Genomic DNA, 19,464 nt, shown 5'->3' on the forward strand with positions numbered 1-19,464 from the left:
CAGCGTAATGAATGTTTTGATCAAACAGAGGGCAAAAAAATAGCCATAAAAAAGTAAAAATGCGGGGCAACGCGCAGGACAGCTCTCGACGCCGCCCTCTGTGCTGCCTATTATTTATGGCGGTGTCGTTTGGCTTGAAGATCAGAGGAAGAAAAGATGCGAGCAGCGTTTTGGGTAGGGTGTGCCGCTTTATTATTGTCGGCGTGTAGTAGTGAACCTGTTCAGCAGGCGACTGCGGCGCACGTAGCGCCAGGTTTAAAAGCGTCGATGTCCAGTAGTGGAGAAGCAAATTGTGCAATGATCGGCGGTTCGCTTTCTGTTGCCCGTCAACTGGATGGTACGGCGATTGGGATGTGTGCATTACCCAACGGCAAACGCTGTAGCGAACAGTCACTTGCCGCCGGGAGCTGTGGCAGCTATTAATTCATTAAATCCGCCAGCTTATAAGTTAATGTCTGTTTCGCGGTCGCCAGCGTTAACTGGTTCGCGGTCAGATCCACTTGTGCACCTTCTTTCAGCATTTCGCTAATGGTGTTATCGAGTTCATTAAGCTGCGGGTTAGCGCACATCATACGGGTCATTGCCAGCCCTTTGGCTGTCAGTTCACCATTAGACAGTTTGCCTTCACCGCTAAAGCGGTTACACATGCTGCCGGAAATCATCATCTTTTCACCAAAGCTGATTTCTGGCGGGTTTTTATCGCTGGTCACGGGCTTACCGTTTACGCTTTCCAGCACAAAGCGATGATGCTGTAGCTGTTCTGGGGTTACAGCAATTTTGTCATTACTTACACATCCCGCCATCAGCAGGCTTAGCGCAACAAGCGCGGCTACTTTCTTCATTGTGGTTCTCAATTACGGTTTCTGACTGAGGAATATTTTAAGAATAGAGGATGAAATATCTTTGGGGATTATCTGAATAAGCTCCCCTGGCGTACAGGGGAGCGGCAAAATTAAACCAGTTCGTTCGGGCAGGTTTCGCCTTTTTCCAGATTGCTTAAGTTTTGCAGGGTAGTTTGGGAAATACTGGTCAGCGCTTCTGCTGTCAGGAATGCCTGATGCCCGGTAAACAGCACGTTGTGGCAGGCAGACAGGCGACGGAATACGTCATCCTGAATTACGTCGTTGGATTTATCTTCAAAGAACAGATCGCGTTCGTTTTCATACACGTCCATACCCAACGAACCAATTTTCTGATTTTTCAGCGCTTCAATTGCCGCCTGAGAATCAATCAATGCACCGCGACTGGTATTGACGATCATCACGCCATTTTTCATCTGATCGAAGGCGGCTTCGTTCAACAGATGGTAGTTTTCCGGTGTCAGCGGGCAGTGCAGAGAGATAACGTCTGATTCAGAGAACAGGGTTGGCAGATCGACATACTCCACGCCGAGCTCCAGCGCCGCCGCACTTGGGTACGGATCGAACGCCAGCAGACGCATACCAAAACCTTTGAGAATGCGCAGCATCGCCACACCGATTTTACCAGTACCGATAACGCCTGCCGTTTTGCCATACATGGTAAAGCCGGTCAGACCTTCCAGAGAGAAGTTGGCGTCACGCGTACGCTGATACGCGCGGTGGATACGGCGGTTCAGCGTCATCATCATACCGATGGCGTGTTCAGCAACGGCTTCTGGATCATAGGCTGGAACACGGACTACTTTCAGCCCCAGTTCTTTTGCTGCGTCAAGGTCGACGTTATTGAAGCCTGCACAGCGCAGGGCGATATATTTAACACCGTGTTTTTTCAGCTCTTCCAGCACTGGGCGGCTGCCGTCATCGTTTACGAAAATACATACCGCTTCGCAGCCATTGGCGGTTTTAGCGGTTTTTTCCGTCAGCAGAAAGTCAAAAAATTCCAGCTCAAAGCCAAAGGACTCGTTCACCTGTTGCAGGTACTTCTTGTCGTACTGTTTTGTGCTATATACGGCGAGTTTCATAAGACTTTCTCCAGTGATGTTGAATCACATTTAAGCTACTAAAAATATTTTACAAAATATAAAATATAATTGAAAGCTATGGCGATATTGAAAAATTCATCAACAACTATGCTTAGTGTAGACGCAACCTTCAACTGAACGGTTAAACATGCCACAATACCCGTATTGAATGCTTAATTTTTCGCTAAATCAGGATATTAACTACCCATGCTGGGTAAATATAAAGCCGTTCTCGCGCTGTTATTACTGATTATTCTTGTGCCGTTGACGCTGCTGATGACGCTCGGCTTGTGGGTTCCCACGCTGGCGGGCATCTGGCTACCGCTCGGGACACGTATTGCTTTAGATGAAAGCCCACGCATTACGCGTAAAGGTTTAATCATTCCCGATCTCCGTTATCTGGTGGGCGATTGTCAGCTTGCACATATCACAAACGCCAGCCTTTCTCATCCCAGCCGCTGGTTATTGAACGTCGGCACGGTAGAACTTGATTCTGCTTGTCTGGCGAAATTGCCGCAGACGGAGCAATCGCCAGCCGCTCCAAAAACCCTCGCGCAGTGGCAGGCCATGTTGCCTAACACCTGGATCAATATCGATAAACTGATTTTTTCTCCCTGGCAGGAATGGCAGGGAAAACTCTCTCTCGCATTAAACTCCGATATCCAGCAACTGCGTTATCAGGGCGAAAAAGTTAAATTTCAAGGCCAGCTGAAAGGGCAACAACTTACAGTCAGCGAACTGGATGTCGTCGCGTTTGAAAATCAGCCGCCAGTTAAACTGGTGGGGGAATTTACTATGCCGCTAGTGCCGGATGGACTTCCTGTAAGTGGTCATGCTACTGCGACGTTAAACTTGCCGCAGGAGCCTTCACTGGTGGATGCCGAGCTGGACTGGCAGGAAAATAGCGGGCAATTGATTGTGCTGGCACGGGATAACGGCGATCCGTTGCTCGATCTGCCGTGGCAAATTACTCGCCAACAATTGACCGTAAGCGATGGTCGCTGGAGCTGGCCGTATGCAGGTTTTCCTTTGAGTGGACGACTGGGTGTCAAAGTCGACAACTGGCAGGCAGGGCTTGAGAATGCTCTGGTCAGCGGACGACTGAGTGTGCTGACCCAGGGGCAAGCGGGTAAGGGCAACGCGGTGCTTAATTTTGGCCCAGGAAAATTAAGTATGGATAACAGCCAGCTGCCTTTGCAACTGACCGGTGAAGCGAAACAGGCGGACCTCATTTTATATGCCCGTTTACCTGCGCAGCTAAGCGGAAGTCTGACTGACCCAATGCTGGCCTTTGAGCCAGGCGCGTTATTACGTTCGAAGGGAAGAGTCATCGATTCGCTGGACATCGATGAAATCCGCTGGCCTTTAGCGGGTGTAAAAGTCACCCAACGTGGTGTTGACGGACGTTTGCAGGCCATTTTGCAGGCGCATGAAAATGAACTGGGCGATTTCGTACTGCATATGGATGGGCTGGCGAATGATTTTCTCCCTGACGCTGGCCGCTGGCAGTGGCGCTACTGGGGAAAAGGGAGTTTTACACCGATGAATGCCACCTGGGATGTCGCAGGAAAAGGTGAGTGGCATGACAGCACGATTACGCTGACCGATCTCTCAACCGGTTTCGACCAGTTACAATACGGTACGATGACGGTAGAAAAGCCGCGATTAATTCTCGACAAGCCCGTCGTCTGGGTACGTGACCCACAGCATCCCTCCTTTAGCGGCTCGCTGTCACTGGACGCCGGGCAAACGCTGTTCACTGGCGGCAGTGTGTTACCGTCATCAACCTTAAAATTTAGCGTCGATGGACGCGATCCGACGTATTTCCTCTTTAAAGGCGATTTACATGCTGGTGAGATTGGCCCGGTTCGGGTAAATGGTCGCTGGGACGGTATTCGTCTGCGCGGTAACGCCTGGTGGCCTAAACAATCACTGACCGTATTCCAGCCGCTGGTGCCACCCGACTGGAAGATGAACTTACGCGATGGCGAACTATATGCCCAGGTCGCATTTTCTGCTGCGCCTGAACAAGGATTCCGCGCGGGAGGGCACGGTGTGTTGAAAGGCGGTAGTGCCTGGATGCCAGATAATCAGGTTAACGGTGTCGATTTTGTCCTGCCTTTCCGTTTTGCCGATGGAGCCTGGCATCTGGGGACTCGCGGCCCCGTTACGTTGCGAATTGCCGAAGTGATTAATCTGGTGACAGCGAAAAATATTACGGCTGATTTGCAAGGGCGTTATCCGTGGAGTGAAGACGAACCATTGTTGTTGACCGATGTTAGCGTCGATGTGTTAGGCGGTAACGTGCTGATGAAACAATTACGCATGCCGCAACATGACCCGGCGCTGTTGCGGCTGAATAATCTCTCATCCAGCGAACTGGTTAGCGCCGTCAATCCGAAACAATTCGCCATGTCCGGGGCATTTAGTGGGGCATTGCCTTTATGGCTGAACAATGAAAAATGGATAGTTAAAGACGGCTGGCTGGCAAATAGCGGACCAATGACCTTGCGGCTGGATAAAGACACCGCAGATGCGGTGGTGAAAGACAATATGACCGCGGGTTCTGCGATTAACTGGTTGCGCTATATGGAAATTAGCCGTTCATCGACAAAAATTAATTTAGATAATCTCGGTGTGTTAACCATGCAGGCCAATATTACAGGTACCAGTCGCGTCGACGGTAAAAGTGGTACGGTAAATCTTAATTACCATCATGAAGAGAATATTTTTACGCTGTGGCGCAGTTTACGCTTTGGCGATAATCTCCAGGCATGGTTGGAGCAGAACGCGCGTCTGCCGGAAAATGGCTGTCCGCAAGGAAAAAGGTGTGAGGAAAAACAATGAAAATTTTACTGGCTGCGTTGACGTCATCTTTTATGCTGGTTGGCTGTACGCCTCGCATTGAAGTCGCTGCACCTAAGGAACCGATCACTATCAATATGAACGTTAAAATTGAGCATGAGATCATCATCAAGGCAGACAAAGATGTCGAAGAGCTGCTTGAAACTCGTAGCGATCTTTTCTGAGGCGATGATGAAGAAAACATTACTTCTTTGTGCGTTTCTTGTTGGGCTGGTAAGCAGCAATGTAATGGCATTGACTCTGGATGAAGCCAGAACTCAGGGGCGGGTAGGTGAAACATTTTATGGTTATCTGGTTGCGCTGAAAACAGATGCTGAAACAGAGAAATTAGTAAACGACATTAATGCCGAACGTAAAGCGAGCTATCAACAACTGGCAAAGCAAAATAATGTCTCGGTAGATGATATCGCGAAACTCGCCGGGCAAAAGCTCGTAGCTCGGGCTAAACCGGGGGAATATGTACAAGGGATAAACGGTAAATGGGTGCGAAAATTTTAATAGCAAAACCGCAATATCGGGATAACGCTACAGGAGAAGGCGATTATTCTATTTTCCGGAAACAAGGTGAATATTCAAAAATTCCTGTCAAATTGCCTTTCGCCCTGAAAAATGCATAGTCAAATATCTGTTTTAACTAATTCGCGTTGCTGTACATGCAACGCGAATTAGTTAGCGGAATTTACGTCGATACTCGCCTGGCGTCATCCCAAAGCGTTGCTTAAATACCGTTGAAAAATGACTCTGGTCGGAAAATCCCCAATGAAAGCCAATGCCTGCCAGTTTTTCATCATCTGCGGCATGGCGAATCGCATCAGCACAAAAATCGAGACGACGGTTACGAATATATTGCGCGACCACCAAACCTTTATCGGCAAACATTCGGTACAAACTACGTACTGACATACCTGTCTCTCCGGCTATCCACTCCGGGCGTAATATCTCTTCGCGAATATTATCGTCTATCAACGTAACCACTTTTTGAAACTGACGTTCACGGCGAGGTTGAACAGATTCCCGCTGATGAAGTACCGGGCGAAGCAGACACACCATCGCCTGTAGCGCAGCTTCACTTTCTGTTTCAGAAAGTGCCGGGTTATTCATGCTCTCCTGCAACAGGCGATGACTGAGTTGCACCATAGGTAAGTCAGCGTCCAGCCTTTCTGCGCAGACAGGTTTTTGATGGGGAAAATATTGTTCCAGCAGAGTGCGTGGTAAAAGTAATGAAATCTGTTTAGAAGACTCCTGCCAGTAAAGCGAACAGGGGCGTGAGGCATCGAGTAACGTAATATCGCCAGCGCCAATCTGCACCTGACGCTCATCCTGCTCCATTATTGCCTGACCACTAAGCTGAAAAACGGTGTAAAACCAGGCATCGTCGCTGCCTTTTATTTCCTGCCAGGTGCGGGATAAATTCACCCCGTTGGTTGTCACGGTACTCAGCTTTAGTCCTTTGGCAAAATGCGTATCCAGTACACCCGTGTAACGCTCAGTCAGCAGGCGTCCGGTAAAATTTCCGCATACCTGATTGATTTGGGAAAGCCATTGCTGAAACTCATTATCCACTGCGGGGTTCATGGCACGTTTTCGCTCTGTGAAATGTATTTTTATTGTTGCATTTGTGTTGCGATAATCGAAGCTCATGAGCCTGACTATAGGAAATAAGTCTTGTCAGGCATAGAGACATAAGCGGTTATTGTCACGATTTGCGGAGCTTGTCACAGCTGACAAAGCGAATGTCACAGCGAAAAAAGTGACTTTTCTTGTCGCTGCGTACACTGAAATCACACTGGGTAAATGATAAGGAAAAGTGATGACAGAGCCGCATGTAGCAGTATTAAGCCAGGTCCAACAGTTTCTCGATCGTCAACACGGTCTTTATATTGATGGTCGTCCTGGCCCCGCACAAAGTGAAAAACGGTTGGCGATCTTTAATCCGGCAACCGGGCAAGAAATTGCGTCAACTGTTGATGCCAACGAAGCGGATGTAGATAACGCGGTCATGTCTGCCTGGCGGGCCTTTGTCGCGCGTCGCTGGGCCGGGCGATTACCCGCAGAGCGTGAACGTATCCTGCTACGTTTTGCCGATCTGGTGGAGCAGCACAGTGAGGAGCTGGCACAGCTGGAAACCCTGGAGCAAGGCAAGTCAATTGCCATTTCCCGTGCTTTTGAAGTGGGCTGTACGCTGAACTGGATGCGCTATACCGCCGGGTTAACGACCAAAATCGCGGGTAAGACGCTGGACTTGTCGATTCCCTTACCCCAGGGGGCGCGCTATCAGGCCTGGACACGTAAAGAGCCGGTTGGCGTGGTCGCGGGAATTGTGCCATGGAACTTCCCGTTGATGATTGGCATGTGGAAGGTGATGCCAGCACTGGCAGCAGGCTGTTCAATCGTGATTAAGCCATCGGAAACCACGCCACTGACTATGTTGCGCGTGGCGGAACTGGCCAGCGAGGCAGGTATTCCTGATGGCGTTTTTAATGTGGTCACCGGGTCAGGTGCTGTATGCGGCGCGGCCCTGACGTCACATCCTCATGTCGCGAAAATCAGTTTTACCGGTTCAACCGCGACGGGCAAAGGTATTGCCAGAACTGCTGCTGATCGCTTAACGCGTGTAACGCTGGAACTGGGCGGTAAAAACCCGGCAATTGTATTAAAAGATGCTGATCCGCAATGGGTGATTGAAGGCTTGATGACCGGAAGCTTCCTGAATCAGGGGCAAGTATGCGCCGCCAGTTCGCGAATTTATATTGAAGCGCCGTTGTTTGACACGATGGTTAGTGGATTTGAGCAGGCGGTAAAATCGTTGCAAGTGGGACCGGGGATGTCACCTGTTGCACAGATTAACCCTTTGGTTTCTCGTGCGCACTGCGACAAAGTGTGTTCATTCCTCGACGATGCGCAGGCACAGCAAGCAGAGCTGATTCGCGGGTCGAATGGACCAGCCGGAGAGGGGTATTATGTTGCGCCAACGCTGGTGGTAAATCCCGATGCTAAATTGCGTTTAACTCGTGAAGAGGTGTTTGGTCCGGTGGTAAACCTGGTGCGAGTAGCGGATGGAGAAGAGGCGTTACAACTGGCAAACGACACGGAATATGGCTTAACTGCCAGCGTCTGGACGCAAAATCTCTCCCAGGCTCTGGAATATAGCGATCGCTTACAGGCAGGGACGGTGTGGGTAAACAGTCATACCTTAATTGACGCTAACTTACCGTTTGGTGGGATGAAGCAGTCAGGAACAGGCCGTGATTTTGGCCCGGACTGGCTGGACGGTTGGTGTGAAACTAAGTCGGTGTGTGTACGGTATTAATCTGGTTCGCGCATAAGTAAAAAACGGCACCTGGTGCCGTTTTTTTAGTCTGAAACAATCACTTATCTTTCTTTATCGCCCCTAGCGTTGGCGTTTCGTCAAAGAAGTTCCATGGTTTAAGCAGAGTATGTACCCATTCGGTCGGCATAATCGGCCACTCTTCGGCACGGGCCACATGCGTGGTGCCGGTGGTTGAACCGCCCCGGAAATCCTGGAGACTAAACTCCCTGAGAAAGAGGTAAACAGGATGACTAAAAATACTCGTTTTTCCCCCGAAGTCCGTCAGCGGGCGATTCGTATGGTTCTGGAAAGTCAGGATGAATATGACTCACAGTGGGCGGCAATTTGTTCCATTGCCCCAAAGATTGGCTGTACGCCGGAGACTCTGCGTGTCTGGGTTCGCCAGCATGAGCGGGATACCGGGGGCGGTGATGGTGGGCTCACCAGCGCTGAACGTCAGCGTCTGAAAGAGCTGGAACGTGAAAATCGTGAACTGCGCCGCAGTAACGATATCCTTCGCCAGGCTTCCGCTTATTTTGCGAAGGCGGAGTTCGACCGCCTCTGGAAAAAATGATGCCACTGCTGGATAAGCTGCGTGAGCAGTACGGGGTCGGACCGGTATGCAGCGAACTGCATATTGCCCCGTCAACGTATTACCATTGTCAGCAACAGCGACATCATCCGGATAAACGCAGTGCCCGTGCGCAGCACGATGACTGGCTGAAGAGAGAGATACAGCGCGTATACGATGAAAATCATCAGGTGTACGGTGTGCGTAAAGTCTGGCGTCAGTTGTTACGGGAAGGAATCAGGGTGGCCAGATGTACAGTGGCGCGCCTCATGGCGGTTATGGGACTTGCCGGTGTTCTCCGGGGTAAAAAGGTCCGCACTACCGTCAGCCGGAAAACCGTTGCCACAGGTGACCGCGTAAACCGTCAGTTCGTGGCAGAACGTCCTGACCAGCTGTGGGTGGCTGATTTTACTTACGTCAGCACATGGCAGGGCTTCGTCTATGTGGCGTTTATCATTGATGTGTTTGCCGGATACATCGTGGGGTGGCGGGTCTCATCGTCTATGGAAACGACATTCGTGCTGGATGCGCTGGAGCAGGCGTTGTGGGCCCGTCGTCCGTCTGGCACCATCCATCACAGCGATAAAGGCTCTCAGTATGTGTCACTGGCCTATACGGAGCGACTAAAAGAAGCCGGATTACTGGCATCAACAGGGAGTACAGGCGACTCGTATGACAACGCGATGGCTGAGAGCATCAATGGTCTTTACAAAGCGGAGGTAATACACCGTAAGAGCTGGAAAAACCGTGCAGAAGTGGAACTGGCCACACTAACGTGGGTGGACTGGTATAACAATCGACGATTGCTGGGAAGGCTGGGCCATACTCCTCCGGCAGAAGCAGAAAAAGCTTATTATGCTTCCATCGGAAACAATGATCTGGCAGCCTGAGTTCACAGATAAAACACTCTCCAGGAAACCCGGGGCGGTTCAGGTCATCCAGACAACGGCGTCGGTGTTGTCCAGCGACTCGTTATCCTTACTGTATTGTCCAAGACCGGTGTCATGAGTGGAACGGTTCGGGTATTTGCCTTCCGGGAAACGCTCGCCAGGGTGATAACGCGTTACCCAAAGCTGCTTGTCCATAAAGCTTAAACGATGATAGATCCACTCGTCCGGGGCGAACTGGGCACCTTTTGCTACCGGGTGAGTACCCCCTGCATAAGGAATAATTTGATAGGAAACCGGATTGCCCATGCGATTCTCTTTGTTCGGGTTACTCAACAGACGAATCGTGCCCGGATCAAACTTATGCGCGGCATCCTGTTCATTGCCGATGTTGTACTGATTAACTTGCATGGTACTGGTGCGTGGGCCACCGGCAGTATTCGGTTTTACCACCGGGTCCATCGCCACCAGGCTGTTATTCTCGCCATCTACATCCAGATCGAGGCGGAAATTATAAATATGTTGGTGTGTAGTACCCACGATATTGTGATCGATAAGCGTGCCATAGCGCGTGTCATCTTTCGCCGTCTCATCGTGCATGGTTTTCGCTTTAACACCTTTCACCGCTTCGATGCCCGTAGCACCGGCATCAATGCCAATAGTGCCGTTTTCATGGAAGATCCAATCAAAAATGTAGTCATAGTTACCCACTGTACTGATCCAGCGCACCACCAACTCCCGGCGTTCGGTACTGACGTTGGGCTGGCCCATTTCCTGATGCTTATACTCAGGCCCGGCATAACGTTCAAATACCGCGATAGCGCGAGGGATCTCCATCGGCACGCCAGTGTAGTCGGCGATGGTTTCATTGAGGAGTACAGCGTTAGAGGGTGCATCTTTGCCACGTGCAATTGGCGAGGTTAGCGTGCCCATACCGTAGTCACCAGAATCCAGATACGCTTTAAAGTACCAGCCAATATCAGGATCACCGTAAGGCACAATCATGCCGCCGAGAGAACCTTCGTACATGACTTTGCGTTTGGTGCCATTGTCGTTATAAGTCACGGTGGAGATCATCGGTCCGACGCGAGAGTTCATGCTGAGGTGAAAATCCCTGTTACGCCAGTGAATCATATCGCCAGTAATGGTGTAATTTTTACCTTCAGGCTCGATGATTTGCATAGGCTTAACTGCCGGAGCAACGCGGTCACGGCCATCAAATGGGCGTGCGGTCATTGGCACCGGAACTACCGGACCTTCTTCAATCTTAATGATTTTTTTCTGTTCTACATCCACGACTGCCACCAGGTTTTCGATGGGATGTGCCCAGTAGTTCCCATCACCGACATCAAGATAGCTGATGACTTTGAGCAACCGGGCATCTTGTTTCAGACCATCTTTACCATCGAAATAACCTACGGTCAGCGGCGTGGTAATCACTTTCTTCGCATCAGTAATACCGCGCTTCTTCACGGCAGCGGCAAATTCTTCACTGTTGTTAATAATGTTCTGCACACTGGCGAAATCATCCAGCAACACCATACCGTGGGCATCTTTAATTGGTTGCCAGGAGAGCAGTTTGTTGTTTTGCAGATCCACCACCGCTTCAATGATATGTTTGCCGTCGAGCATAATGACGTCGGCTTTGCGTGGCTGGTCAACCGGTTTGTTTTCCAGCGCAAAAGCCCAGACAGCTTCTTTATCTGGCGGTAGCAGGGAGATCTCAGTAAAACGGGTATTGGGTTTGAAGTCCGCGGAAGCTTTAACAATTTCAACGGCCTGTTTAATTTCGTTCGCAGTTAGCGCATTAAGTGGGTGAGGGCGCTTTTCTACCTGAAAGGTTTGATCCAGCCCGGACTGGAAAACATCGTTAATAAAGGTGTCAGAAACCCAGGCTTTATTGTCTTTCATCACTACCGGCACTTGCAGTGCCAGAGGCTGACCGTTAACAATTGCTGTTTGCGCACCAGGCTTCACTTTCACGTACGCGCCATCTTTTATCAGCGTAAAGATCTGTGCGTAGTCGTCCCACTGCACATCGGCACCAAATTCTTTAAGCGTTTCATCCATTGGCACCATATGCGCTTCACCACCGTGGGCAAATACCGGTGCTTGCCAGGCGAAACTTAAGGCGACTGCCAACGCCTGGGCTGTTTTACGGGCAGAATACAGAGAGGGACTTCCCATTATTAACCTCGTCAGATGTTGTGTTCTTCTTAGCAACCGCGCTCTGTGGGCGGTTTAGTCAGGTTCACATTATCAGTACTGATGTAAAGGGGATTGCCTGCACCTGCCAGGTTGTTTGGCAGATGTGCCAGCTTTTCATACAGTGGGTGCCCTGAAAAAAGATATACACACCAGGCATAATGTGACAACGTCACAAAATTGAGTGAAATAAAAGGGCAACTATTCGCCGTTGCCCTTCATTCACTGATTAATCGACAAAATCACCGTGCTGCCTGGCCACCAGCGTCAGAATTGAATACAGCGCCACCGGGGTTTGATGCTGATTGAATACCTCTACCGCCCATTCCACTACACCTGTTGGTTTTTCTTCTGCATTACGCTGTTTTTTCAGCGTTTTGCGCTTACAGGTGAGACGCACCTGGATGGTATCGCCTGGTTTTACGGGCTCGATAAAGCGCAAGTTTTCCAGCCCGTAGTTAGCAATGACCGGACCGACACCGGCATCGACAAACAGACCCGCAGCCGCAGAAAGCACAAAATACCCATGCACCACACGCTCACCGAAAATAGATTCGGCAGCAGCAATCTTATCCATATGTGCATAGAAATGATCGCCGCTGAGGCAAGCAAAGTTAACAATATCGGCCTCTGTCATTGTGCGGCGGGGAGTCAGCAGGCTGTCGCCTGGTTGTAGCTCCTCAAAATATTTGCGGAACGGATGAATACGATCTTCTTCGACTTTCGCACCACGCACCCACTGTTTACTGATAGCGGCAAGCATCGTTGGACTACCCTGAACAGCGGTTCGCTGCATGTAATGTTTTACCGCTCGTAAACCACCTAATTCTTCACCGCCTCCTGCGCGACCAGGCCCACCATGTACCAGTTGTGGCAGTGGGGAGCCATGCCCGGTGGATTCTTTTGCCGATTCTTCATTGAGGATCTGAATTCGCCCATGCGCACGTGCCGCTTCGGCAATAAACTGGCGCGCAATTTGCGGATCAGCCGTCACCAGCGTTCCTGCAAGGCTACCGCCGCCTGCACAAGCCAGTTGCAGAGCATGTTGCTGGTTTTGTGCTGGCATCAGCGTTGCGACAGGGCCAAAGGCTTCTGTTGCATGTACCGCCGGTGTTTCGTCCGGCTGCGGACAGTACAATAAGGTTGGCGGGAAGAATGCACCCGCAGCAGATAAATCCGCATGACCACCGAGGCGAATCTCGCATCCTGCAGCCAGCAATGTGTTCACTTTTTCCTGCACATCGGCACGTTGCTCAGCATTTACCAGTGCGCCCATTTTCACGCCTTCCTGCGCAGGATCACCGACCACGACTTTCTGTAATCGCGCAACCAGAGCATCACTGACAGCATTAACCAATGCCTGCGGCACAATAATCCGCCGGATTGCCGTACATTTTTGACCGGCTTTTGTGGTCATCTCACGCACAACTTCACGAATAAACAGTGCAAACTCCGGTTGATCCGGGGTGATATCTTCGCCCAGTACACAGCAGTTCAGGGAATCAGCTTCCATAGTGAAGGGGATAGATTTGGCAACGATATTTGGCTGAACTCGCAGCATCTGTCCGGTCGTCGCAGACCCCGTGAAAGTCACCACATCCTGGCTGTCCAGATGATCCAACAGATCACCCGCACTACCGCAGATCAGACTAATTGCGCCTTCGGGAACAAGACCGCTATCGACAATTGATTTCACCATCGCCTGAGTCAGTTGGGCCGTCGCGGTGGCTGGTTTGATGATGGCAGGCATCCCACCCAGCCACGTTGGAGCCAGCTTTTCCAGCATTCCCCAGCAGGGGAAGTTAAAGGCGTTAATATGCACTGCCACGCCTGACTTCGAGGTCAGTACATGGCGTGCAGCAAATCCACCTTCTTTCGATAATGGGATCAATTCATCTTCCGGCCACAGCGTATCGTCAGGCAGCTCCCGGCTACCGAGGCTGGCGTAAGTAAATAACGTCCCAATGCCACCTTCAATATCAACCCAACTGTCTGCCCGCGTTGCGCCTGTCTGTGCAGAAAGAGCATAGAAGCGCTCTTTTTCACTCAGCAGATGTTTAGCGACCGCTTTAAGCATCGCCGCACGTTCGATAAAGGTCATAGCGCGGAGGGCGGGGGCACCTTTTTCAATGGCAAACTGGCGGGCAGCCGCCATATCAAGACCTTCACTGGTCACTTCCCATAACGCCTCGCCGCTAATGGCGTGGTGAATCAAACGGCTACGGCCCCGGCCAGACTGCCAGGTACCGGATAAGAAACTGGCTAACTGCTGCATCGCTACTCTCCAGATGTTTCACATTTCTGTTGCTAATAGTTAAATCACGAATCATAAAAAGCAAGATGTCTTTTAACGAAATGTTAACTATGCGATCTGTATAGCAACAGTGAAAAACATTAATGCACTGATAAATAACGAGTTGTAAAAATAGGCTGCGAAATCCGTCACAGTTCAAACATACATAATTTGTGATTTCGGTTAACCATTGTGTAACTTTCATAAAATAAACTGATTCGTGTTTTTAATTAAATCACGAAAACTGGAATCGTAAAGGTGATGACGTGACCCAAGAAGAACGCTTTGAGCAACGGATAGCCCAGGAAACGGCTATCGAGCCGCAGGACTGGATGCCCGATGCTTACCGAAAAACACTGATCCGCCAGATTGGGCAGCATGCGCACTCCGAAATTGTTGGTATGTTGCCTGAGGGTAACTGGATCACTCGCGCACCAACCTTGCGGCGTAAAGCCATTCTGTTGGCCAAAGTGCAGGATGAAGCCGGTCATGGTCTGTATCTCTATAGCGCCGCCGAAACACTGGGCTGCGCCAGAGAAGACATCTACCAAAAAATGCTCGACGGACGGATGAAATATTCCTCCATCTTTAATTATCCGACATTGAGTTGGGCTGATATCGGCGTTATCGGCTGGCTGGTAGATGGCGCAGCGATCGTCAATCAGGTGGCGTTATGCCGCACATCTTATGGCCCGTATGCCAGAGCAATGGTGAAAATCTGCAAAGAAGAGAGTTTTCATCAGCGTCAGGGATTTGAAGCCTGCATGGCACTGGCGCAGGGCAGCGAAGCTCAAAAGCAGATGTTGCAAGACGCCATTAACCGTTTCTGGTGGCCAGCCTTAATGATGTTCGGGCCAAACGATGATAACTCGCCAAACAGCGCCAGAAGTCTCGCCTGGAAAATCAAACGTTTCACCAATGACGAACTCCGCCAGCGTTTCGTGGATAACACCGTTCCACAGGTTGAAATGCTCGGTATGACCGTTCCTGACCCGGATCTGCATTTTGATGCTGAAAGCGGTCACTACCGCTTTGGTGAGATCGACTGGCAGGAGTTTAACGAAGTCATTAACGGTCGCGGAATTTGTAATCAGGAGCGGCTCGACGCCAAACGTAAAGCCTGGGAAGAAGGTACCTGGGTACGGGAAGCAGCGCTGGCCCATGCACAAAAACAACATGCCTGTAAGGTCGCATAAGGAGATTCAAAATGAGTAATGTTTACTGGCCGTTATACGAAGTTTTCGTGCGTGGCAAACAGGGCTTATCACACCGCCATGTTGGCAGTTTACATGCTGCCGATGAGCGGATGGCACTGGAAAATGCCCGTGATGCTTACACCCGTCGTAGCGAAGGATGTTCAATTTGGGTGGTGAAGGCGAGTGAAATTATTGCTTCGCAACCGGAAGAACGTGGTGAATTTTTTGATCCGGCTGAAAGCAAGGTCTATCGCCATCCAACGTTTTACACCATCCCTGATGGCATTGAGCACATGTGAGGTCGGAAATGAATCAGTTAACGGCTTACACCTTGCGCCTGGGCGATAACTGCCTGGTGCTCTCCCAGCGGTTGGGGGAATGGTGCGGTCACGCACCGGAACTGGAAATCGATCTCGCGCTGGCAAACATTGGCCTCGATTTATTAGGTCAGGCACGCAACTTCTTATCGTATGCTGCTGAATTAGCGGGAGAAGGTGATGAAGATACCCTGGCATTCACCCGAGACGAACGCCAGTTCAGCAACTTATTGTTGGTTGAACAACCAAATGGCAATTTTGCCGACACCATTGCACGCCAGTATTTCATCGATGCATGGCATGTGGCGCTCTTTACCCGTCTGATGGAAAGCCGTGATCCGCAACTGGCGGCGATTTCTGCCAAAGCAATTAAAGAAGCGCGTTATCACCTGCGTTTTAGTCGTGGCTGGCTGGAGCGGCTAGGCAATGGTACTGACGTATCAGGGCAAAAGATGCAGCAGGCCATCGACAAGTTGTGGCGTTTTACAGCCGAACTGTTCGATGCCGACGAGATTGATATTGCACTGAGTGAAGAGGGTGTTGCAGTTGATCCACGCACTTTACGTGCTGCGTGGGAAGCCGAAGTTTTTGCCGGGATCAACGAAGCCAAATTAAACGTGCCGCACGAGCTGGCGTATCGCACTGGCGGTAAAAAAGGGCTGCATACCGAACATCTTGGGCCAATGCTGGCAGAAATGCAGTATCTCCAGCGTGTCTTGCCCGGTCAGCAATGGTAACAGAGGAGATGGGTATGCAACGTCTGGCCACCATTGCACCGCCGCAGGTGCATGAGATATGGGCGCTACTCAGCCAGATCCCGGACCCGGAGATTCCGGTGCTGACCATTACCGATTTGGGCATGGTACGTAATGTGACACAGATGGGAGAAGGATGGGTGATCGGCTTTACGCCGACATATTCCGGTTGTCCGGCAACGGAACATCTGATTGGCGCGATACGTGAGGCAATGACAACCAACGGATTTACCCCCGTTCAGGTTGTGCTGCAACTCGACCCGGCGTGGACCACCGACTGGATGACCCCCGATGCCCGTGAGCGTCTGCGACAGTATGGCATTAGCCCGCCCGCCGGACACAGTTGCCATGCCCATTTGCCGCCAGAGGTGCGTTGCCCGCGCTGCACCAGCGTCCATACCACACTTATCAGTGAATTTGGTTCCACGGCCTGCAAAGCATTGTATCGCTGCGATAGCTGTCGCGAACCTTTCGATTATTTCAAATGTATTTGAGGATGCCATGACAACGTTTCATTCCTTAACGGTGGCAAAAGTGGAGCCGGAAACCCGTGATGCGGTGACCATTACCTTTGCGGTGCCCCAGCCTTTGCAGGAGGCGTATCGCTTTCGCCCTGGTCAACATTTGACCTTAAAAGCCAGCCTTAATGGTGAAGAATTACGCCGTTGTTACTCCATTTGCCGTAGCTACCTGCCTGGCGAAATTAGTGTGGCGGTGAAAGCTATTGAAGGCGGACGTTTCTCCCGCTATGCCCGCGATCACATCCGTCAGGGGATGACGCTGGAAGTCATGGTGCCGCAAGGGCATTTCGGCTATCAGCCGCAGGCCGAACGCCACGGGCGCTATCTGGCTATTGCAGCAGGATCAGGTATTACGCCAATGCTGGCGATTATCACCACCACTTTACAAACCGAGCCTGAAAGTCAGTTCACCCTGATTTACGGTAACCGTACCAGTCAGAGCATGATGTTCCGCCAGGCACTGGCAGACCTGAAAGACAAATATCCTCAGCGTTTACAGTTGTTGTGCATTTTTAGTCAGGAAACCCTCGACAGCGATCTGCTTCACGGGCGTATTGACGGTGAAAAATTACAGTCACTTGGGGCCTCGCTCATTAATTTTCGTCTTTATGATGAGGCCTTTATTTGTGGTCCGGCTGCAATGATGGATGACTCGGAAGCCGCCTTAAAAGCGTTGGGAATGCCAGAAAAAGCCATTCACCTGGAGCGGTTTAATACGCCTGGCACGCGCGTCAAACGTAGCGTTAACGTGCAAAGTGATGGACAAAAAGTAACTGTGCGTCAGGATGGACGGGATCGGGAAATCGTGCTTAATGCCGACGATGAAAGCATTCTCGACGCGGCATTGCGCCAGGGGGCTGATCTGCCCTATGCCTGCAAAGGCGGCGTCTGTGCGACCTGCAAATGCAAAGTGCTGCGTGGCAAAGTGGCGATGGAAACCAATTACAGTCTGGAACCGGATGAACTGGCCGCAGGCTATGTGTTGAGTTGCCAGGCACTGCCGCTGACCAGCGATGTGGTGGTTGACTTTGACGCGAAGGGGATGGCATGAACGAACTGATCGTCAGCCGTCAGCAACGAGTATTGTTGCTGACCCTTAACCGTCCTGCCGCACGTAATGCGCTGAATAATGCCCTGCTGACGCAACTGGTAAATGAACTGGACGCTGCGGCTACCGATACCAGCATTTCGGTCTGTGTGATTACTGGTAATGCACGCTTTTTTGCCGCCGGGGCCGATCTCAACGAAATGGCAGAAAAAGATCTCGCGGCCACCTTAAACGATACACGCCCGCAGCTATGGGCGAGATTGCAGGCCTTTAACAAACCACTCATCGCAGCTGTCAACGGTTACGCGCTTGGTGCGGGCTGCGAACTGGCATTGTTGTGTGATGTGGTGGTTGCCGGAGAGAACGCGCGTTTTGGGTTGCCGGAAATCACTCTTGGCATCATGCCTGGTGCAGGCGGAACGCAACGTTTAATTCGTAGTGTCGGTAAATCGTTAGCCAGCAAAATGGTGCTGGGCGGAGAAAGCATCACCGCTCAGCAAGCACAGCAGGCCGGGCTGGTTAGCGACGTCTTCCCCAGCGATTTAACCCTCGAATATGCCTTACAGCTGGCATCGAAAATGGCACGTCACTCGCCGCTGGCCTTACAAGCGGCAAAGCAAGCGCTGCGCCAGTCGCAGGAAGTGGCTCTGCAAGCCGGACTTGCCCAGGAGCGACAGTTATTCACCTTGCTGGCGGCAACAGAAGATCGTCATGAAGGCATCTCCGCTTTCTTACAAAAACGCACGCCCGACTTTAAAGGACGCTAATGTGGAATTCATCCTCAGTCATATAGAAAAGGGCGTGATGACACTAACGCTCAACCGCCCGGAACGCCTGAACAGTTTTAATGATGAGATGCACGCACAACTGGCAGAGTGCCTGAAACAGGCGGAGCGCGACGACACTATCCGTTGCCTGTTAATTACAGGTGCCGGACGTGGATTTTGTGCTGGTCAGGATCTCAACGATCGTAACGTTGATCCCACTGGCCCCGCACCGGATTTAGGTATGTCAGTAGAGCAATTCTATAACCCGCTGGTACGTCGCTTGGCAAAACTGCCAAAACCAGTGATCTGTGCAGTCAATGGCGTGGCGGCAGGGGCAGGCGCAACACTGGCACTGGGGTGCGATATCGTTATTGCCGCCCGTTCAGCAAAATTCGTCATGGCGTTTAGTAAATTAGGTTTAGTACCCGATTGCGGTGGTACCTGGTTACTGCCACGCGTTGCCGGGCGAGCGCGCGCCATGGGGCTGGCACTGCTGGGGAATCAACTGAGTGCTGAACAGGCGCACGAATGGGGGATGATCTGGCAGGTTGTTGATGATGAAACGCTGGCAGATACCGCGCTACAGCTGGCACTGCATCTGGCGACACAACCGACATTTGGTCTTGGACTTATCAAGCAAGCGATAAATAGCGCTGAAACTAACACGCTCGATACGCAGCTGGATCTGGAACGCGACTATCAGCGACTTGCCGGACGGAGCGCAGATTATCGTGAAGGTGTCAGTGCGTTCCTGGCTAAACGCTCACCGCAGTTCACGGGGAAATAG

The 19,464-nt window shown here is 51.1% G+C and carries 17 protein-coding genes, 2 pseudogenes and 1 other annotated feature; of the genes and pseudogenes, 13 read left to right on the forward strand and 6 right to left on the reverse strand.

Annotation, left to right across the window (positions count from 1 at the left end):
• Positions 1-156 precede the first annotated feature (156 nt).
• Positions 157-423, forward strand: a complete 267-nt coding sequence (locus tag QUF14_RS08895) for a putative hemolysin (RefSeq protein WP_001295715.1) — start codon at positions 157-159, stop codon at positions 421-423.
• Here the strand turns inward: QUF14_RS08895 and hslJ are convergent.
• Positions 420-842: a heat shock protein HslJ gene (hslJ, locus tag QUF14_RS08900; RefSeq protein WP_001309480.1), complete on the reverse strand. Its 423-nt coding sequence runs from the start codon at positions 840-842 to the stop codon at positions 420-422. The two genes, QUF14_RS08895 and hslJ, sit on opposite strands and share 4 nt — an antisense overlap.
• A gap of 110 nt (positions 843-952) precedes the next feature.
• Positions 953-1,942, reverse strand: a complete 990-nt coding sequence (gene ldhA / locus QUF14_RS08905) for a D-lactate dehydrogenase (RefSeq protein ID WP_000762229.1) — start codon at positions 1,940-1,942, stop codon at positions 953-955.
• 207 nt (positions 1,943-2,149) lie between these two features.
• Here ldhA and QUF14_RS08910 point away from each other — a divergent pair, with 207 nt between their 5' ends.
• The 3 genes from QUF14_RS08910 to QUF14_RS08920 are packed head-to-tail and all read left to right on the forward strand — an operon-like array spanning position 2,150 to position 5,305.
• Positions 2,150-4,789, forward strand: a complete 2,640-nt coding sequence (locus QUF14_RS08910) for a YdbH family protein (RefSeq protein WP_000900930.1) — start codon at positions 2,150-2,152, stop codon at positions 4,787-4,789.
• On the forward strand, positions 4,786-4,971 hold the full coding sequence (locus tag QUF14_RS08915; RefSeq protein WP_000698145.1) for a YnbE family lipoprotein: 186 nt from the start codon (positions 4,786-4,788) through the stop codon (positions 4,969-4,971). Before QUF14_RS08910 ends, QUF14_RS08915 begins: the two co-directional genes overlap by 4 nt.
• Positions 4,972-4,978: 7 nt before the next feature.
• Positions 4,979-5,305, forward strand: coding sequence for a YdbL family probable chaperone protein (locus QUF14_RS08920; RefSeq protein ID WP_001306533.1), 327 nt, complete (start codon positions 4,979-4,981; stop codon positions 5,303-5,305).
• Between the two features lie 171 nt (positions 5,306-5,476).
• Here QUF14_RS08920 and feaR read toward each other — a convergent pair whose 3' ends face one another.
• Positions 5,477-6,382 (reverse strand): transcriptional regulator FeaR, encoded by a 906-nt coding sequence (gene feaR / locus QUF14_RS08925; RefSeq protein WP_001067512.1) that lies wholly within the window; start codon positions 6,380-6,382, stop codon positions 5,477-5,479.
• A gap of 235 nt (positions 6,383-6,617) precedes the next feature.
• Between feaR and feaB the strand changes: the two genes are divergently transcribed.
• Positions 6,618-8,117 carry a phenylacetaldehyde dehydrogenase gene (gene feaB, locus QUF14_RS08930; protein ID WP_000138637.1) on the forward strand — a complete coding sequence of 500 codons (1,500 nt, stop codon included), beginning with the start codon at positions 6,618-6,620 and terminating at the stop codon, positions 8,115-8,117.
• 58 nt (positions 8,118-8,175) lie between these two features.
• Here feaB and QUF14_RS29010 read toward each other — a convergent pair.
• A pseudogene (locus QUF14_RS29010) lies at positions 8,176-8,310 on the reverse strand (copper amine oxidase); the annotation flags it as partial.
• Positions 8,311-8,364: 54 nt separating this feature from the next.
• Here QUF14_RS29010 and QUF14_RS08940 point away from each other — a divergent pair.
• Positions 8,365-9,578, forward strand: a protein-coding gene (locus QUF14_RS08940; RefSeq protein WP_371829233.1) for an IS3 family transposase whose coding sequence is annotated in 2 segments (ribosomal slippage) — positions 8,365-8,653 and positions 8,653-9,578 — 1,215 coding nt in all. Because the reading frame shifts where the segments join, the coding sequence is not laid out codon by codon here.
• Positions 8,646-8,762, forward strand: a sequence feature (AL1L pseudoknot). Its footprint overlaps the gene before it by 117 nt.
• A gap of 42 nt (positions 9,579-9,620) precedes the next feature.
• Here the strand turns inward: QUF14_RS08940 and tynA are convergent.
• Together tynA and paaZ are read right to left on the reverse strand one after the other, a co-directional pair.
• A pseudogene (tynA, locus tag QUF14_RS08945) lies at positions 9,621-11,762 on the reverse strand (primary-amine oxidase); the annotation flags it as partial.
• A 247-nt stretch (positions 11,763-12,009) separates the two neighbouring features.
• Entirely contained in the window at positions 12,010-14,055 is a 2,046-nt protein-coding gene (gene paaZ, locus QUF14_RS08950; protein WP_001186492.1) for a phenylacetic acid degradation bifunctional protein PaaZ, read from the reverse strand.
• 284 nt (positions 14,056-14,339) lie between these two features.
• On the opposite strand from paaZ, the gene paaA reads away from it, so the two are divergent.
• From paaA to paaG, 7 genes are read left to right on the forward strand one after another with little or no spacing between them, the layout of a single operon-like run.
• Positions 14,340-15,269 (forward strand): 1,2-phenylacetyl-CoA epoxidase subunit PaaA, encoded by a 930-nt coding sequence (paaA, locus tag QUF14_RS08955; RefSeq protein WP_000191069.1) that lies wholly within the window; start codon positions 14,340-14,342, stop codon positions 15,267-15,269.
• A gap of 11 nt (positions 15,270-15,280) precedes the next feature.
• The gene (gene paaB / locus QUF14_RS08960) at positions 15,281-15,568 is read left to right on the forward strand and encodes a 1,2-phenylacetyl-CoA epoxidase subunit PaaB (protein ID WP_000073391.1); all 288 of its coding nucleotides are present in this window, start codon (positions 15,281-15,283) and stop codon (positions 15,566-15,568) included.
• Between the two features lie 8 nt (positions 15,569-15,576).
• Positions 15,577-16,323, forward strand: a complete 747-nt coding sequence (gene paaC, locus QUF14_RS08965; protein WP_001072833.1) for a 1,2-phenylacetyl-CoA epoxidase subunit PaaC — start codon at positions 15,577-15,579, stop codon at positions 16,321-16,323.
• A 14-nt stretch (positions 16,324-16,337) separates the two neighbouring features.
• The gene (gene paaD / locus QUF14_RS08970; RefSeq protein ID WP_001189204.1) at positions 16,338-16,835 is read left to right on the forward strand and encodes a 1,2-phenylacetyl-CoA epoxidase subunit PaaD; all 498 of its coding nucleotides are present in this window, start codon (positions 16,338-16,340) and stop codon (positions 16,833-16,835) included.
• Between the two features lie 7 nt (positions 16,836-16,842).
• Complete coding sequence (gene paaE / locus QUF14_RS08975) at positions 16,843-17,913, forward strand: 1,2-phenylacetyl-CoA epoxidase subunit PaaE (protein ID WP_000206383.1); 1,071 nt, start codon at positions 16,843-16,845, stop codon at positions 17,911-17,913.
• A complete protein-coding gene (paaF, locus tag QUF14_RS08980; RefSeq protein ID WP_001004152.1) occupies positions 17,910-18,677 on the forward strand; it encodes a 2,3-dehydroadipyl-CoA hydratase PaaF in 768 nt (255 codons plus the stop codon). Before paaE ends, paaF begins: the two co-directional genes overlap by 4 nt.
• Complete coding sequence (paaG, locus tag QUF14_RS08985; RefSeq protein WP_100733837.1) at positions 18,622-19,464, forward strand: 2-(1,2-epoxy-1,2-dihydrophenyl)acetyl-CoA isomerase PaaG; 843 nt, start codon at positions 18,622-18,624, stop codon at positions 19,462-19,464. The genes paaF and paaG overlap by 56 nt, the downstream gene beginning before the upstream one ends.

The organism is Escherichia sp. HH091_1A (assembly GCF_030295175.1).
Taxonomy (GTDB): Bacteria; Pseudomonadota; Gammaproteobacteria; order Enterobacterales; family Enterobacteriaceae; genus Escherichia; species Escherichia coli_F.